The sequence below is a fragment of the Micromonospora sp. SD19 genome (assembly GCF_054462275.1).
This window is the reverse complement of record NZ_JBTLMN010000001.1, coordinates 759,422-776,469: the sequence shown is the minus strand read 5'-3', so window position 1 is coordinate 776,469 and position 17,048 is coordinate 759,422. Positions and strand designations below refer to the sequence as shown.

Annotated in this window: 14 protein-coding genes and 1 riboswitch; of the genes, 6 read left to right on the top strand and 8 right to left on the bottom strand. The window is 72.7% G+C overall.

Annotated elements, in window-relative coordinates; translation table 11 throughout:
- Positions 1-8 precede the first annotated feature (8 nt).
- A complete protein-coding gene (locus ACX27O_RS03595) occupies positions 9-956 on the bottom strand; it encodes a hypothetical protein (protein WP_458938927.1) in 948 nt (315 codons plus the stop codon).
- Between the two features lie 13 nt (positions 957-969).
- On the bottom strand, positions 970-1,179 hold the full coding sequence (locus tag ACX27O_RS03590; protein ID WP_030329539.1) for a heavy-metal-associated domain-containing protein: 210 nt from the start codon (positions 1,177-1,179) through the stop codon (positions 970-972).
- Between the two features lie 95 nt (positions 1,180-1,274).
- Between ACX27O_RS03590 and ACX27O_RS03585 the strand changes: the two genes are divergently transcribed.
- Positions 1,275-1,571, top strand: coding sequence for a metal-sensitive transcriptional regulator (locus ACX27O_RS03585; RefSeq protein ID WP_030329541.1), 297 nt, complete (start codon positions 1,275-1,277; stop codon positions 1,569-1,571).
- Positions 1,572-1,577: 6 nt separating this feature from the next.
- Here the strand turns inward: ACX27O_RS03585 and ACX27O_RS03580 are convergent, their stop codons facing one another.
- Positions 1,578-3,542, bottom strand: coding sequence for a copper-translocating P-type ATPase (locus ACX27O_RS03580; protein WP_209444507.1), 1,965 nt, complete (start codon positions 3,540-3,542; stop codon positions 1,578-1,580).
- Between the two features lie 430 nt (positions 3,543-3,972).
- Between ACX27O_RS03580 and ACX27O_RS03575 the strand changes: the two genes are divergently transcribed.
- Positions 3,973-5,343: a YibE/F family protein gene (locus tag ACX27O_RS03575; RefSeq protein WP_030329545.1), complete on the top strand. Its 1,371-nt coding sequence runs from the start codon at positions 3,973-3,975 to the stop codon at positions 5,341-5,343.
- Positions 5,344-5,509: 166 nt separating this feature from the next.
- A riboswitch (cyclic di-AMP (ydaO/yuaA leader) is annotated at positions 5,510-5,640 on the top strand.
- Between the two features lie 4 nt (positions 5,641-5,644).
- Positions 5,645-6,664 carry a coiled-coil domain-containing protein gene (locus ACX27O_RS03570; RefSeq protein ID WP_030329547.1) on the top strand — a complete coding sequence of 340 codons (1,020 nt, stop codon included), beginning with the start codon at positions 5,645-5,647 and terminating at the stop codon, positions 6,662-6,664.
- A gap of 56 nt (positions 6,665-6,720) precedes the next feature.
- Here the strand turns inward: ACX27O_RS03570 and ACX27O_RS03565 are convergent, their stop codons facing one another.
- The gene (locus tag ACX27O_RS03565; RefSeq protein ID WP_210864952.1) at positions 6,721-7,440 is read right to left on the bottom strand and encodes a carbonic anhydrase; all 720 of its coding nucleotides are present in this window, start codon (positions 7,438-7,440) and stop codon (positions 6,721-6,723) included.
- 224 nt (positions 7,441-7,664) lie between these two features.
- Here ACX27O_RS03565 and ACX27O_RS03560 point away from each other — a divergent pair, with 224 nt between their 5' ends.
- Positions 7,665-8,000 carry a helix-turn-helix transcriptional regulator gene (locus ACX27O_RS03560; protein WP_030329551.1) on the top strand — a complete coding sequence of 112 codons (336 nt, stop codon included), beginning with the start codon at positions 7,665-7,667 and terminating at the stop codon, positions 7,998-8,000.
- A gap of 50 nt (positions 8,001-8,050) precedes the next feature.
- The gene (gene mycP / locus ACX27O_RS03555) at positions 8,051-9,280 is read left to right on the top strand and encodes a type VII secretion-associated serine protease mycosin (RefSeq protein ID WP_357639713.1); all 1,230 of its coding nucleotides are present in this window, start codon (positions 8,051-8,053) and stop codon (positions 9,278-9,280) included.
- A gap of 87 nt (positions 9,281-9,367) precedes the next feature.
- Here the strand turns inward: mycP and ACX27O_RS03550 are convergent, their stop codons facing one another.
- The 3 genes from ACX27O_RS03550 to eccCa form a co-directional block, all read right to left on the bottom strand.
- Complete coding sequence (locus ACX27O_RS03550) at positions 9,368-9,646, bottom strand: WXG100 family type VII secretion target (RefSeq protein WP_030329555.1); 279 nt, start codon at positions 9,644-9,646, stop codon at positions 9,368-9,370.
- A 25-nt stretch (positions 9,647-9,671) separates the two neighbouring features.
- Positions 9,672-9,980 carry a WXG100 family type VII secretion target gene (locus ACX27O_RS03545; RefSeq protein ID WP_030329557.1) on the bottom strand — a complete coding sequence of 103 codons (309 nt, stop codon included), beginning with the start codon at positions 9,978-9,980 and terminating at the stop codon, positions 9,672-9,674.
- Between the two features lie 205 nt (positions 9,981-10,185).
- Positions 10,186-14,151, bottom strand: coding sequence for a type VII secretion protein EccCa (gene eccCa / locus ACX27O_RS03540; protein WP_458938925.1), 3,966 nt, complete (start codon positions 14,149-14,151; stop codon positions 10,186-10,188).
- Between the two features lie 164 nt (positions 14,152-14,315).
- On the opposite strand from eccCa, the gene eccD reads away from it, so the two are divergent.
- Positions 14,316-15,713 (top strand): type VII secretion integral membrane protein EccD, encoded by a 1,398-nt coding sequence (gene eccD, locus ACX27O_RS03535; protein WP_458938924.1) that lies wholly within the window; start codon positions 14,316-14,318, stop codon positions 15,711-15,713.
- A gap of 22 nt (positions 15,714-15,735) precedes the next feature.
- On the opposite strand, the gene ACX27O_RS03530 is transcribed toward eccD, so the two are convergent.
- Positions 15,736-16,923, bottom strand: a complete 1,188-nt coding sequence (locus ACX27O_RS03530) for a type VII secretion protein EccE (protein WP_358124346.1) — start codon at positions 16,921-16,923, stop codon at positions 15,736-15,738.
- Positions 16,924-17,048 lie beyond the last annotated feature (125 nt).

Genomic DNA, 17,048 nt, shown 5'->3' with positions numbered 1-17,048 from the left:
TGGTCCCGTCAGTTGTGTCCGTGCCCGGGGGTGCCGTGGTCGGTCGTGCCGGTCGGCGCGGGCCCGCTCGGGCCGCTGACGTCTCCGGCCGGGGCAGCGCCGGCGACGACGGTGAACTCGGCGGTGCGCACCTGCCCGCCGTGCTTGAAGTCGAGGTAGAGCCGGTAGCTGCCGGCCGAGGGCACCTCGGCGAGGAAGGTGACGGCCGGGCCGGGCTGGGTACGCCCGTCGCCTGGCGTCCCGTCCGGGTGCACGTGCAGGTACGCCAGGTCACCCCGGCGCAGCGCCACCAGGTGCCCGTACGCGCCCAGGTAGGGCTCCAGGTCGGTGACCGGCTGCCCGTCCCGGCTGACGCTCAGGGTCAGCGACGACGTGCGGCCCGGCTGCGGCGCACCGGTCAGGGTGACCGTGTAGCCGTCGACGGTGGTGCTGGTCGCCGGGGCGGGCAACGGCCGTTCGGTCAGCTCGCCGGGGACTGTCACGTCGACGCCGAGGGTCAGCGGCTCACCCCCGATCGGGGTGAAGTCGGCGAACGCCCGCCACTGCCCGGGGCCGGCCACCGGGGTGTCGACCCGCCAGGTGCCGTCCGGGGCCAGCTCGGGGTGGACGTGGCGGAAGCCGGAGAGGTCCCGTCGGGCGACGATCAGGTGCATCTGCTTGTCGTGCGCCACCTCGTACCGGGTGACCGGTCGGCCGTCCGGGCCGGCGATCCGGAAGGCGAACTCGCCGGCCGGGGCGTCGACCGGTTCGAGGGTGTAGCCGTTCTCGGAGACGAGCAGCCCGCCGGGGAGCTGGTCGGCCGCCCCGCCGTGCTCGTCCGCCGGCGGGGCGGCGGCAGTGTCGTGCCGGCTCTCGGCGACCGGGGCGGGGTCGACGACCCGGCCGATCCCGTAGGTGGCGCCGAAGACCGCCGTCAGGCCGACGGCGAACCCGGCCAGTTTCGTCACGGTACGCACGCCGGCCCTCCGATCACGCGTCGACGAGGTCGTAACCGGCCTCGTCGACGGCGGCCCGGACGACGGCGGTGTCCAGCGGCTGATCGCTGCTGACGGTGACCCGGCCGGAGGCGAGGTCGACCTGGACGTCTGACACGCCAGCGATGGCACCGACCTCGGCGCTCACCGCGCTGACGCAGTGCCCACAGGTCATGCCCTGCACCTGGTACGTCGTGTTGACCATCGGATCGTCTCCTTTACGGTACCGGTACCCGGTGGGGGTATCCAACCGGAACACGACCGTACCATACCCCCCAGGGGTACGCTATCCTGGTCGGCATGACCGCACCCACCCCGATCCGCGGATACACCGCCAGCAAGGACCAGCTGCTCGCGCGGCTCCGCCGCGTCGAGGGGCAGGTCCGGGGCATCGAGAAGATGGTCGACGACGACCGCTACTGCATCGACGTGCTCACCCAGATCTCCGCGATCCAGGCCGCCCTCGACAAGGTGGCCCTCGGGCTGCTCGACGGGCACGCCCGGCACTGCATGCACGAGGGCGCCGCCGAGGGCAGGGCCGACGAGATGGCCACCGAGATGATGGCGGCGGTCGGCCGGCTCATGAAGCGCGGCTGACGGGCGTCAGTCCGGCACGGGATAGAGACGGACCCGCCGCAGCAACTGCGCGTTGAGCGCCACCACGATGGTGGACGCCGACATCAGCACCGCGGCCACCGCCGGGCTCAACGTCACGCCGGCCCCGGCCAGCACCCCGGCGGCCAGCGGCAGCGCCACCACGTTGTAGCCGGCCGCCCAGGCCAGGTTCTGTCGCATCTTCCGGTACGACGCGCGGGACAGCCGGACCACCGCACCCACCCCGCGCGGGTCCGAGGACGCCAGCACCACCCCGGCGGACTCGATCGCCACATCGGTGCCCGCGCCGATGGCGATGCCCACGTCCGCTCGGGCCAGCGCCGGCGCGTCGTTCACCCCGTCGCCCACCATCGCCACCACCAACCCCCGCCGCTGCAGGTCGGCCACCCGATCGTCCTTCTCCGCCGGCAGCACCTCGGCGAAGACCTCGTCGACGCCGGGCCGGAACCCGAGGTCGGCGGCGACCGCCTCGGCCACCGACCGCGCGTCACCGGTGATCATGGCGATGGTGCGGACACCCTCGGCCCGCAGCTCGTCGACGGCGCGCCGGGCCTCCGGACGCACCTCGTCGGTCAGCGCGAACGCACCGAGCACGGCGTCCGGCAGCCGCACCAGGTGCAGCACCGCGGCACCCCGCGCCGACCACCGCCCGGTCGCCACCTCCAGCTCGGCCGGCAACGACACGTCCAGCTCCCGCAGCAGCGTCGGCCCGCCCACCGCGTACCGCGTACCGTCGATGGTCGCCTGCACCCCGCGGCCCGGCAGCGACCGGAATTCGGCGGCACGGGCCGGGCCGGTCGACCCGGCCGCCGCCACTATCGCCCGGGCCAACGGATGTTCGCTCTCCGACTCGACGCCGGCCGCGATCCGCAACACCTCGTCCCGCTCGACGCCAGGCACCGTCACCAGGTCGGTCACCCCGTGCTCGCCCCGGGTCAGGGTGCCGGTCTTGTCGAAGAGCACCGCGCCGACGGTCCGCATCCGTTCCAACGCCAGTCGGTCCTTGACCAGGATCCCGGACCGCGCGGCGAGCGCGGTGGAGAGCGCGACGACCAGGGGGATGGCGAGACCCAGCGCGTGCGGGCAGGCGATCACCAGGACGGTGACCGCACGGACCACCGCCTCGTCCGGCTGACCGAGCGCGGTCCAGACCAGCACGGTCAGCACGGCGGTGCCGGTGGCCAGGTAGAACAGCGCGGCGGCGAACCGGTCGGCCAGCAACTGGGCGCGCCCACCCGAGCCCTGCGCCTGCGCGACCATCCGCTGGATGCCGGCGAGGGCCGTCTGCTCACCCACCGCCTCGACGCGTACCCGGATCGCCGAGTCGGTGGCGACGGTGCCGGCCACCACCCGGTCGCCCGTCGACCGGACGACCGGTCGCGACTCGCCGGTGATCATCGACTCGTCCAGCTCGGCGCCGCCCTCGACGACCCGACCGTCCGCCGGCACCCGACCTCCCGGCCGGACCAGCACCACGTCGCCGATCCGCAGACCGGCCACCGGCACCGCCTCGACCCGACCGTCCGCCGCCACCCGTTCGGCCTCGTCCGGTAGCAGCGCGGCCAACGCCGCCAGCGCCCCCCGGGCCTGCCCGATGGCCTTCATCTCCTGCCAGTGCCCGAGCAGCATGATGGTGACCAGCGCGGCCAACTCCCACCAGAAGTCCAGGTCGAACGCGCCGACGCTGGTCGCCAGGGACGCGGTGTAGGCGACGGTGATCGCCATCGCGACCAGCAGCATCATCCCCGGTGCCCGGTCCCGCACCTCCCGGACCGCGCCGACCAGGAACGGCCAACCGCCCCACCAGAACACCACCGAGCCGAGCACCGGGCCCACCCAGGACCGGCCGGGGACGTCGTCCAAGGCCAGGCCCAGCTGGTCCGACACGAGATGACTCGTCAGCACCACCGGGACGGTCAACACCAGGCAGACCCAGAACCGGCGGCGGAACATCGCCGGATCGTGCCCGGCGTGCTTGTCGTGCCCGGAATGATCGGAATGCCCGGCGGGCCTCTCGTGCGGCACCGGTCCGGCGTGCCGATGGTCGGGGTCGGACGGCGACGGAGCGGGCATAGCTCCAACATGCCGGTCCGAGGGCCGCCACGCGAGCGATTCGGTCACCGACACTCCGCCACGACCTGCGACCCCGCCACGGGCTGGCTAGCATCTCCCCCGATGGCCCTCCGGATGCCGCCGCACAGTCGGGCACTGTCGCCGCCACGACGTGACGTCGGCTCCGACCGGCCGGGCCGAGCACTGACCGTCCGTGATCAAGCGGTCGTCAGGCAGCGAATCGTCCCGCCGACCGCCGCGTTTCCACCGAAACGGTGAACCGCCCGGCTCGCTGACCCGTACCCCGCACCGGATCGTTGGGAGTCTCGCCTTGGGTTCCGACCACACCCGCCCGGCTCCGTCCGCCCCACCGAGGGTGCGACGGATCCTCGTCGTGACGGTGGTACCCCTCTTCGTCGCCACCGTGCTCGCCGCGGTGCTGCTCTGGCCGCGCGGCGGGTCACCGCAGACCGACGGCGGCGCTGACGTGCCGCGCTACCCCGGCACTGTCACCCGGGTGGTGAACGAGCCGTGCCCGCCGGCGCCGTCGGTCCCCGAGGGCACCCCGAGGGTCGGCAACGGACGGTGCGGCACCGTCGACGTCCGGGTGGACGACGGGCCGACCGCCGGCCAGCAGGTACGGACGCCGGTGCCGGACGGGCCCGGCGCACCCCGGGTCGAGGTCGGCGACGAGGTCATCCTGGTCGAGCTGACCGATCCCACCGATCCCAGCACCAGCAACTGGAACATCGCCGAGCACCAACGCGGCACCCCGATGATCTGGCTGGCGGTGGTCTTCGCGGCCGCGATCGTCGCGTTCGGTCGGTGGCGGGGTCTGGCCGCGCTCGCCGGACTGGCCGCCAGCTTCGCCATCCTGCTCACCTTCGTGCTGCCGGGTATCGGTGCCGGCAGGTCACCCCTGCTGGTGGCGGTGGTCGGCGCCGCCCTGATCATGTTCGTGGTGCTCTATCTGACGCACGGGGTCACCGCACAGACCTCGGTCGCCGTGCTCGGCACCCTGGGCAGCCTGGTGCTGACCGGCGTACTCGCCACCATCGCCACGGCCGCCACCCACCTCACCGGCTTCGGCAGCGAAGACGCCACCACCCTGTCGATGTTCCAGGGCGACGTCGACCTGCACGGACTGCTGCTCGCCGGGATCATCATCGGATCGCTCGGGGTGCTCGACGACGTGACGGTCACCCAGGCGGCCACCGTCACCGAACTGGCCAACGCCAACCCCGGCCTCACCCGGTTGCAGCTGTACCGGGCGGCCACCCGGGTCGGCCGCGCGCACATCGCCTCCACTGTCAACACCATCGTTCTGGCGTACGCGGGCGCGTCGCTGCCCCTGCTGCTCCTGCTCACCGCCGACGCGCGACCGATCGGGCAGATCCTCACCAGTGAGTTCCTCGCCCAGGAGATCGTCCGCAGCGCGGTCGCCACCCTCGGTCTGATCGCCGCCGTGCCGCTGACCACCGGGCTGGCCGCGGTGGTGACCGCCGCCGGGCGTACCGACGCCGTGCCGCCGGCCGACGCTCCCGCCGCGCGCCCCCAGCCGGACCGCAGCGAGGCACTCGCCGCCCTCAGCTCACCGCGAACGGCCGGCTCCAACAAGCCGGACCGGCAGCGGGCCGCACCCCCACCCGAGGCCGCCGACCGGTGGCCGGAGTCGAACAGGAGCACGGATACGGCATGGTGACACTCCTCAGCGTGACCAGATCGGGCAACCACCCTGAGAACCACGTCACTGGTCACTCAACGCTATGGCGAAATGACGCTTTTGGTCGGCATCCAGGCGTAGCTCAGCCGGTCGACTCTCGGGTAACCTCGCTGCCGGTCACCGATGAAGGCGCGAAGCGGCGCCTGCGGTGCCACCGCCCAATCGCCAACCGGCGAGCCGGGGACCCAGGTACGTGGGGTGAATCCGCGTCAGCGGTAGGGGCCGCTTCCGCCCCGAACCCGTCAGCTAACCCGGTCGGCGGTCGACGGAAGGGAACATTGTGACGGCACCCCTACGCCGCTGGTTGACACCCGTGGTGGCCGTGATCGCCGCACTGACCGTGTTCGCCGGGCCACTCCCGGCGCACGCCGCCCCGACGAACCCCACACCGTCCGGGCACGAGGAGGACGGCGAGCCCAAGCTGCTCAACGACGTCATCGAGCAGGCCAACCGCGACTACTCCGCCGCCAAGTCCAAGCTGGACAAATCCAAGAAGCGGCAGAGCGAGTTGGCGGCCGAGGTCGACCGGGCCAACGCCGACCTGGCCGCACTGGCCCCGCAGGTCGGGCAGATCGCCGCCCAGGCCTACCGGACCGGCCGGATCGGCGCGATCGCGATGCTGCTGGAGAGCGACGCCCCCGACTCGTTCGTCCAGCGCGCCGCGGTGCTCGACGAGATGAACATGGTCAACGAGAAGAAGCTCTCCGAGGTCAACGAGGTGAAGGCCCGCGCCGAGCAGGCCAAGCTGGCCCTCGACACCGAGGTCCGCGAGCAGCAGAAGCAGACCGCCCTGATGGCGAAGCGGAAGAGCGAGGCCGACAAGGCGCTCTCCCTCGTCGGCGGCAAGGGCTTCACCGGCGGCCTGGTGGACGCCACCTCCCCGGTCGCGAAGATCGGCCCGGGTCGCACCGCCGACGGCGACTGGAAGCCCCAGTCGTGCAGCGAGAACGACCCCACCACGTCCGGCTGCGTCACCCCCCGCACGCTGCACGCGTACAAGGAGGTCAAGCGGGCCGGCTTCAACCGGTTCGTCGGCTGCTACCGCCCCGGCGGGCCGTGGGAGCACCCGAAGGGCCGCGCCTGCGACTGGTCGCTGCAGAAGAGCGGCTTCTCCCCGTGGCACAACAACGACACCCGGACGTACGGCAACAACGTCGCCGCGTTCCTCATCCGTAACGCCGACCGGCTCGGCATCTACTACGTGATCTGGAACCGGCAGATCTGGTTCCCGGCCACCGGCTGGAGTTCGTACAGCGGGCCGTCGAACCACACCGACCACGTCCACATGTCGCTGCTCTGACCCGTACGACCCCGGTTGAGGGCCGTTCCGCGTGACGCGGAGCGGCCCTCGTCATGTCACACGGTGGCAGGGGCAGCCGGGTCGGCCGGGGTGTCCAGCGTCGCGAAGCCAGCCGGCACGGCGGCAACCGGGCGCACCGCCCCGGCGGCCAGCCGGTAGGACATCCCCACCACCGCGCACCGCCCCCGGGCCACCTCGTCGGCCAGCACCGGGGACTGCCCGAGCAACGTCTCGACGGTCTGTGCGATGTGGATGTCGACGATGCCGTCGATGTCGTCCACGCCCTCGGCCTCGGCCCGGCGCAGGCTGGGCAGCACGGCGTCGACCACCGCGCCCAGGTGGCCGCTCGGCGCGGTGCCGGTCGCGGCGGACTCCCGGGCGGCCTGCACCGCACCGCACAGGTCGTGACCGAGCACCACCACCAGCGGAGTGCCGAGCACTGTCACCGCGTACTCGACGCTGCCGAGCACCTCCGGGCCGGCGGTGTGCCCGGCCGTGCGGACCACGAACAGGTCACCCAACCCGCGGTCGAAGATGATCTCGGCGGCCAGCCGGGAGTCGGAGCAGCCGACGATCACCGCGAACGGGTGCTGCCCGTCGGCGACGGCGGCCCGGTGCCCGGCGTCCTGGTTGGGATGGTGTGGCGCGCCGCCGACGAAGCGTCGATTGCCGGCGACCAGTTCGGCGTACGCCCGGCTCGGCTCACTGAGCACTGGCGCTCGATCGGTGGTCCGCTGCGTACCCGGCTGACCACCGGCGTTCCCGGCATGACTCATCCCGCACCTCGTCTCGACGCATCTCACCTGGTCAGACCGACTTTCCGCCGACCGGGCGGCGGGCGCTCAGTCGCGCTCCACCGTCACACGCACGCTAAGATGCGTCAAGGTATGCGTGATTTAGATTTCATACGTTGACCCCGGTCGCCCCCTGGGCAACCCTCCCAGGGCGGGGCGGACAAGACTCTCCGCGAGCAGGCGGACATCCGGAAGGGCGGTCAACGATGGCGAGCACTGTGACGGGCGACACCGACGGCGGGCGGAACTGGACGTTCCTCACCAATCACGGGCACGTCCTGCTGGCCATCGCCCGCAATCCCACCGCCCGGCTACGCGACGTCGCGGCCGAGGTCGGGGTCACCGAACGCGCCGCGCAGGCGATCGTGGCCGACCTGGAGGCGGGCGGCTACCTGCACCGCACCCGCGTCGGACGACGCAACGAGTACACCCTCAACCCGGCCGGCCGGTTCCGGCACCCGGCCGAGGCCGACCGACAGGTCGGCGACCTGCTCGCGCTGTTCGCCGACACCCCCACCGCGAAAGCGAACCCCCGGGCCTGACCTCGTCACCGGGGGCCGCTGCCCGACGGCAGCGGCGGTAACCTTTGCGGGTGCGCGAATGCCCGCCGTTGAGCGCGACCTCGTCCCGACGTGCCCTTCGCGGCGTCCTCAGTGGAACGCTGGCGGCAGTGCTCGGCGCTGGCCTGGTGGCACCCTCCCCCGCGGCGGCGGCACCGCCGCTGTGCGGTCCCCCCGGCTCCGACGGCCTGACCCAGATGCCGTGGGCGCTACGCCGCCTGGAGCCGTCCTCGGCGTGGCCGCTGTCCCGGGGCGCCGGGGTCACGGTGGCCGTGATCGACTCCGGAGTCTCCGCCGCCCACCCGCTCCTCAAGGGGCAGGTCCTCGAGGGTCGCGACTTCAACGGCCTACCGGCCCGGCAGGGCCAGTGCGACGAGGCCGGGCACGGCACGCTGATCGCCGGCATCATCGCGGGCCGGGAGGGCACTGTCGTCCCCTTCACCGGCATCGCCCCGGCCGCCCGCATCCTGCCGATCCGGGTGCTGCCACAGCTCGGGGCGGTAAGCGATCCGCAACTCCCCGCCCAGATCGCGGCAGCCATCGACTGGGCGGTCGCGCAGGGCGCCGACGTGATCAACCTGTCTCTCACGACGATTCCCCGCCCCGAGCTGACGGCGGCCGTCGAGCGGGCGCTGGACAAGGGCGTGGTGCTGGTCGCCGCCGCCGGCAACCGGTCGGAGGATTCCCAGAACCTGCCGGGCTACCCGGCCGCGTATCCCGGCGTGATCGCCGTCGGTGGCGTGGACGAGCAGGGCAGCCACGTCGGCACCTCGATCAGCGGCGACTACGTCGACATCGCCGCACCGGGAATGAACATCGTCGGGCCGGCGCCCGGAAACAGCGGCTACCGCACCGTGCCGGAGGGCGGGACCAGCTACGCGGCCGCGTACGTCTCGGGAGTGGCCGCGCTGGTCCGGGCCGCCTACCCGAGTCTCAACCCGCAGCAGGTCGCGGATCGGCTGAAGCGCACCGCGGACAACCCACCCGAGGGTCAGAACGCCGACATCGGCCACGGAATGGTCAACCCGTACCGAGCGGTGTCGAGCCTGCTCGGCACCCGGACGAACCCGCCCGTCGGCGCGCTGCCGGCGCCGGCCGTGCGGGACGACCCGCTGAGCTGGCAGCGCCCCACCGCGATCTGGGCGGCGGTCATCGGCGCGCTGCTCGCCGGGCTGCTGCTGGTCGCCCGGCCGATCATGACCCGGGGCCGCCGACGCGACTGGCGCCCCGGCCGACGCACCGACGCACCGACCGCCGGTTGAACGGCGCACCGCGACGCGGTGCCGACGCCCACACACAAAGCGGCTCCGGGCCGGGCGAACCGGACCGGAGCCGCCTGTGCGAATGCCTCAGCTCCACACCTTGGAGTTGCTCATCTCCGTGGTGAGGTAGTTCTCCCGGGCGATGCCCACGGCACCACCGATCTCGTTCAGGATCCGGTTGATGTCCCGGACCGCGGCGTCCCACTTCGCCTGGTGCTGCTCGTAGGCAACCCGGTCCTCGCCGTCCCAGTGCAGCTTCGTCAGCATCGACCGCAGCGTGTCGAGCTTTTCCTCGAGGGTCTTCGAGATGGCCTGCATCTGCTGGTTGCTGCTCTCGAGGACCGCATAGTCAACTTTGATCGTCACGATTTCCTCCTCTGCCGGCTACGGATCACGGGTTGAGAGCAGAGTGGAACTTGTCCAGCATCTGCTGCTGCTCCTCGTCGTTGACCTGGTGCGTCGTACCCGACTTGTCGAGCAGGTCAGCGATGCTGTCCATCGCCGTCAGCAGTTTGACGGTGTCCTCGTTCCAGCGCGTCATCAGCGACTGGAAGCCCGTGGACGCCTGACCCTTCCACGCGATGGCCAGGTCGTCGACGACGTTCCACAGCTTCTTCAGCTCACCGTCGACCTCGCTGCGCGTGGACCGCACGTCACTCGCGGCGGTATGCAGAGTCGCAGCTTCGACCTCGAACGCCATGCTTCACACCCTTCCGTCTGTTGTGGTGGCGGCTTCGCCGCATCCCTCCCCCGCGGCAAGGCAGCAACACCCCACCGACGGACACTCCTGTGAAGACCGTAGCGGAACCTGTCCAGCCCTCGCAGCCCTGGCCGGTGCCGTTCGATGGATGGTGGTGAATCGGGCCGGGACAGCCCACCACCCCCCACCGAACGGCCGACCGCGCTCAGGCTGGCTCAGACCAGGCGGTCTGGATCAACTGCTGGCCGTCGCGACGACGGACCAGGGTGCCCCGGCCGGGCGGTTGCGGGCTCGGCCGCAACGTGCCGAAGACCGCCCCCTCCTCCCGGTTGCCGGACATCAGCAGGCCCGGCGAGTCCAGCTCACGCAGCCGTTGCAGCACCGGCTCGTAGAGCGCCCTGGACACACCGCCGACCCGGCGCGTGATGATCAGGTGCAGACCGATGTCACGGGCCTGCGGCAGCAACTCCTGCAGGGCACTGAGCGGGTTGCTCCCGCCGGAGGCCACCAGGTCGTAGTCGTCCACCAGGATGTACAGATCCGGGCCCTTCCACCAGCTCCGGTCGCGCAGCTGGGCGGTCGTCACGTCCGGGCCGGGCAGCCGGTTGGACAGCGCGCTGCGGATCGACCCGAGCCCCTGGGCGAACGCCTGGTTCGACGGCGCGTAGTCGAGCAGGTGGTCACCCTCCACCGCCCCCAGCAGGCCGCGCCGGTAGTCGGCGATCACCAACCGGGCCTGCGCCGGGGTGTACCGCTCGGTGATCCCCCGGGCGATCAGGCGCAGCAGGTTGGTCTTGCCGCACTCCGCGTCGCCGAAGACCGTCAGGTGCGGCTCGTTGGCCAGGTCCAGGTAGACCGGCGCGAGCGCCGACTCGTTGACACCGACCGGGATCCCGGGCGCCGACCGGTCGATGATCCGGGCCAGTTCCGCCACCGGCAGGCGGCGGGGCAGCAACCGCACCTTCGGCGCGGGACGACCCGGCCAGTTCGCCGCCACGTGCCCGGCCAGGGAGACCGAGGCCTCGCTCAGATCGTCGATGTCGCGACGCCCGTCGATCCGCGAGATGGCGGTGAGGAAGTGCAGCTTGTCGCGGGTCAGACCCCGACCGGGTGACTTCTCCGGCACGTTGTTCGCCGCGCGGCGGTCGATCTCGGACTCCGACGCGTCACCGAGGCGCAGCTCCAACTTGGTGCCGAGCAGGTCCCGCATGTTGATCCGGATCTCCGCCCACCGCACGGCGGTGAGCACCACGTGCACACCGAAGCCGAGGCCCCGGTTGGCCAACGTGGTGATGGTCTGCTCCAGCTCCTCGTACTCCTGGCGCAGCGTGTTCCAGCCGTCCACCACCAGGAACACGTCGCCGAACGGGTCGTCGGCGAACTCGCCAGCGGCCCGACGACGGCGGTAGCTCGCCACCGAGTCGATGCCGTGCTGGGCGAACCGGCCCTCCCGCTCGTCCAGCACCGCGACCACCTCGGCCACCGTCCGGCGGACCGCCTCGACGTCGCGTCGGCCGGCCACCCCGGCCATGTGCGGCAGCCGCTCCATGCTGCGCAGCGCGCCCCCGCCGAAGTCCAGGCAGAAGAACTGCACCTCGCGTGGCGTGTGCGTGAGGGCCAGCGAGGCGAGCAGCGTACGCAGCATCGTGCTCTTGCCACTGAGCGACCGACCGACGATGACCACGTTGCCGCCGGCCCCGGCCAGCTCGACCATCATCGGGTCCCGACGCTGCTCGTAGGGGCGGTCCACGACACCGACCGGCACGGTCAGCCGCCCGCGCCCGGGCCAGGACGCGGTGCACAGCCCGTAGGTCGGGTCGACCGCCAGCGGGCCGAGCAGCTCACCCAGACCCGGCGGGTCGGCCAGCGGCGGCAGCCACACCTGGTGGGCCGGGCGGCCCCGACCCTTGAGCTGGTCGATCAGCACGTCGAGCATCGCCACGGCCTTGCCGTCGGCCGGCTGCTCCGGCTCCGGGGCGGTGTCCACCGGCACCTGCGGGACCTGCACCGGAACGAAGTCGAGGCCGTACGGCACGATCCGCCGCTGCACCAGCGCCTGCGAAGCGGATGCCTGCTGCCCCGGGGCGCGGTACGCCCCCGACACGTACGCGGCCCGGAACCGCAGCATGGTGCTGGTGTCCGTCTTCAGGTAGCCGTGGCCCGGCGCGTTCGGCAGCTCGTACGCGTCCGGCACGCCGAGCACGATCCGGCTCTCGACAGCGGAGAACGTCCGCAGACCGATCCGGTACGACAGGTGCGTGTCGAGGCCCCGCAGCTTGCCCTCTTCGAGGCGCTGGCTGGCCAGCAGCAGGTGCACGCCGAGGGACCGCCCCAACCGGCCGATCATCACGAACAGGTCGATGAAGTCCGGTTTGGCGGCGAGCAGTTCGCTGAACTCGTCACAGATGATCAACAAGCTGGGCATCGGGTCCAGCGGCTCACCGGCCGACCGCGCCTTCTCGTACTCGAAACGGGAGACGTAGTTGCCGGCCGCCCGCAGCAGCTCCTGCCGGCGCACCATCTCGCCGGCGAGGGCGTCGCGCATCCGGTCGACAAGCGGCAGCTCGTCGGCCAGGTTGGTGATCACCGCGCTGGTGTGCGGCAGCGCCTCCAGCGAGGCGAAGGTCGCACCGCCCTTGAAGTCCACCAGGACGAAGTTCAGCTCCTCCGACGAGTGGGTCACCGCCAACGCGGCCACCACCGTCCGCAGCAGCTCGCTCTTGCCGGAACCGGTGGCCCCGATCACCAGACCGTGCGGGCCCATGCCCTCGTGCGCCGACTCCTTGAAGTCGAGCTCGACCACGTTGCCGTCCGGGCCGACACCGAGGGGGATGCGCAGCCGGTCACGGTGACCACGCGGACGCCAGGTGTTCTGCACGTCCACCGCGGCGGCGTCACCGACGCCGAGCAGGTCCGGCAGCTCCGTGCTGCGCGCCAACGGCTCGTCGCCACCGGTCTGCTGCTGCGAGAGCCGGAACGGGGCGATCTGTCGGGCCAGCCCTTCGGCGGCCTCGGCGCTGAGCCGGTCGGGCCGGCCCAACGACGACGACGAGCTGCCCCGGACCAGGTCGAGTGAGCTTCCGTCGCCCACGTCGAGGCAGAGCAGCCAGCGACCGGCATCGCGCGGCACCGTCCCGGAGAGGTCGATCACCGTGGCGCCGAGCAACCCCGGGCCGACCAGCTGACAGGTCGGTGAGATCTCCCCGCCGTCGATCACCACGATCAGGTGCGCGGCCGTGGTCAGTGGCTTCGCCTCCGGCGCGAACCGGGGCCGCCCGGTCAGCTCGGCGCTGAGCGCCGCCTCGGCCTCGGCCAGGCTGGCGAAGACCAGCCGGCGCGCGCCTGCCGCGTCCGTGCGACCGCTGTGGTGGGCGTGCGGCAGCCACTTGACCCAGCCCCAGGACGTCTGTCGGTCGGGTGCGGCAACCACCGCGATCACCAGGTCGTCCGGCGCGTGGAAGGTGGCCAGCTGCCCCAGCGCCGCCCGGGTCAGGTCGAGCACCGGCTCGCGGTCGCCGCGCAGCACCACCCGGCTGAACGCGCGCACCGACAGCGCCGTGGGCAGGTCGGGCACAGTGGAGTGGGCACGGACGAACCGGCGCAGCGCGATGGCGCTCATCGGCTCCAGGTCCTCCACCGGCTTCGTCTCCGGCGGAACGATCTCCACGGCGAGCCGCTGCGGGCCGAGGGCGATCCTGGTCTCCCCGAAGTCGTCCTCGGTGATCCGCCGCTCCCAGAGTCGCCGGGACGCGGCGATCGACCAGAGCGCGTCGGGCTCCGGGTGCCGCCAGGCCATCGCCGCCCGCTGCTGCTCGGCGGCCCGCCGGGTGCGCTTGCGCATCTGAGCCAGGTAGCGCATGTAGTCGCGGCGATCGGCGTTCAGCTCGGCCTTGTCCTTGCCACCGTTGTTCGCCAGCGAGCCGATCGCCATGCCGAGCATCGAGACACCGAACAGACCACCGGCGACGTACGTCATCATGCCGCCGCCCTTGCCGGCGTAGAGGAACGCCATGGCACCGACCCCGCAGAACATCGGCAGGATCATGAGCAGCTGCCCCATCCCCCGGGGCGTCGGCTCGGGCAGCTCGGGAGGCGACTCCAGCAGCACCTCGCCGCGCGGCAGGGCCGGCCCCGGCTGACGCGGGAGCCGACGGAACACCACAGTGCTCACGGCTGTTTCCTCCCCAGAAGCGGCCCTGATGACGTGCCGCCGCGGAACACCGCCCGCGGGTGGGCATCGTACGTGCCCGTCATCGTAGGTAATCTGCCGTGTGCGCGGTGGACCCGGACCGCAGCATCACAGCCAGCCGATCACGGACGCACCTGGAGGCCACTGTGGCGACGAAGACGGCGACCGGCGGTCTGAGCCGGATCACCATCGTGGCTCCGCGTACCCGGATGGACCTGGCGCTGCCGTCGGACGTGCCGATGGCCGACCTGCTGCCCACCCTGCTGCGCTACGCGGGCGAGGACCTGGCCGACGAGGGTGCGCGGCACGGCGGCTGGGCACTGTCCCGGTTGGGCGGTGCGCCCCTCGACGGTGGTCGTACCGCGGCGCAGCTCAGCGTCCGCGACGGTGAGGTGCTCTACTTCAACCCCCGCTCCGACGCCGCACCGGAGATCGTCTTCGACGACGTGGTGGACGCGGTCGCCACCGCTACCAACCAGCGTCCCGGCGCCTGGCAGGTCGGCGCGACCCGTTCCTTCGCGGTGATCTTCGCGGCGGCGGCGCTCGGCGCCGGCGCGGTGGCCGCCCTGTTCGCCGGCCCGCCGCACCTGCCCGGCGCGGTGGCCGCGCTGCTGGTCGCGGTGGCGCTGCTGGTGGGCGCCGCGGTGTTGTCCCGGGCCGCCGGGGACAGCGGCACCGGCGCGGTGCTGGCCATGGTCGGCCTGGTGCACGCGGCCACCGGTGGCCTGCTGCTGCTCGCCGGCGACCGAGCGCTGACCGAGCTGGCCAGTCCGCACGTCCTGCTCGCGGCAACCGCCGCGGTGGTGGCCGGCGCGGTGGCGGTGCTGGCGGTCGGCGACCGGTACCCGCTGTTCTTCGCCGCGATCGGGGTCGCGGCCGCAACCGGCCTGGGCGCGGTGCTCTGCCTGGTCCTCGACCTCGACGCGGCGGCCTCCGCCGCGGTGATCGCCGCGGTGGCGTTCGGCGTGGTGCCGGCGCTGCCGATGATGGCCTACCGGCTGGCCCGGCTGCCGGTGCCGTCCATCCCGACCGGCCCGGAGGACCTGAAGACCGACAGCGAGTCGGTGGACGGTCGGCAGGTGCTCCAGCAGAGCGAGCGGGCCGACGAGTTCCTGACCGGTCTGCTGTGGACGGTCGCCGTGCTGGTGCTGGGCGCGCAGGTCGTGCTGGCAGTGGACGGGCGGCTGCCGGCGGTGTTGCTGTGCCTGGTGCTGGCCCTGCTGGCGCTGCTGCGGGCTCGCCCCCTGCTGGGTCGGGCCCAGCGCACCCCGGTGCTGCTGGCCGGCACCGTGGGTCTGGGTCTGGCCGCCGCGACCACCTTCGCCGGTGGGTCGCTGCCGGTCCGGCTCGGCCTGATCCTGGGCGGGCTGGTGCTGGCCGCGGTGATCAGCCTGATCTACGGGTTGAGCGTCGCCGGCAAGCGCATCTCCCCGGTCTGGGGCCGCCTGCTCGACATCGTCGAGATCCTGCTCATCATCTCGCTGGTGCCGCTCGCCTTCTGGGTCTGCGGCCTCTACGGCTGGATCGTCAACCTCCGACCCTGACCGTGTCTCGTCGCCGCACCGGTCAGCGCGACCGCGGACCGGTCAGGACGCCCAGCGCCGACGCGACCGGAGCGGTGGCGTAGACGCCCGGGGCATGCTGACCGTCCATCGGCCGGGCGGACCCGCCCGCGCGATCGGCGACCTCGCGGACCACCTTGACCAGCGCCTCGACATGGTTGTCCATCGCCGCGACCCGCACCAGCGGCGCCGCCACCCGACCGTCCGCCGAGACGGTCACGGCCACCGTGTGCGACGGCGCCGAGGTGGCGGTGATCGCGTCCACGAGAGGGCCGAGCGGAGCGTCGGAGCGGCCCCGCAGCGCCATGCAGCGGTGCGTCCAGCCGCCGCCGCGCAGCCCACGCCAGCTCTCCGCCGGCACCTCGGGCACCAGGTCCAGACCGGCGGCCGAGACGATCGCCGCGCGCAGCTCCTCCCGGCCCAACGGGCGGTGGGCCAGCCCCGCCGAGGTCAGCGCCTTGCCGAGCCGGCCGATCCCGGCGGCCACCGTCCGGTGTACGCCGGTCAGCCCGCCGCCCCGACTCACCGCCTCGACCCGGGCGTCGCGGACGGTGAGCCGCAGCGCCACCCAGACGGTCCGGTGCGCCGCCGGCGGCGCACCGGGTGCCGGATACCAGACCAGCGTGTGCGCGACGACCTGGGCCCGGGAGACCGGGGCGTTGAAGTCCGCGAGCACGCCCAGCGCGCGGTCCACAGCGGACGCGTCGACGGAGCCGACCGCCGCGCCGGTGGCGGACTGCAGGGCGACGGCGGCGAACCAGCCCTGGTCGTCGCGCCCGATGCCGAGCCGGGTGCCACGGTCGGTCAGCTCGATGATGCTCAGCTCGGGGGCGAGCGCCGCCAACCGCGGGTCGCTCGCCGTGCCGTCGGCCAGCGCGGCCGACGCCCGCTCGCCGCGACGCCGCAGCCGACGCCGCAGCAGCAGGTCCTCGAACCACCAGCGGCCACCGCGACGGGCGAAGACCGCCAGGACGACCAGCAGCGCCACCGCGCCCACCGCCGCGAGCAGCCAGCTGGGCCCCGCCGTGGCGGCCCAGACGCCGATCACGCACAACTCCAGCACGACGAGCTGCCCGACCAGTACGGGACCGACCCGTCCACGGCCGGGTCGTTCGGCCGGCGGCGTCAGCCGGGTCGGAACGTCGACAGGGTCCGTGACCGCTCGGGCGGGTGGCGCCTGAACCTGCGTCATCGCTGACTGTCCCTCCTGCACGGTACGACTCTGCGCCGGGTCTCCTCCGGAGCCGGCCACGAGCGGTGGTCCCAAGGAAGCACCGTCGGCCCCTTATCGTAGGGAAGCCCGCGACGGCACCCTGC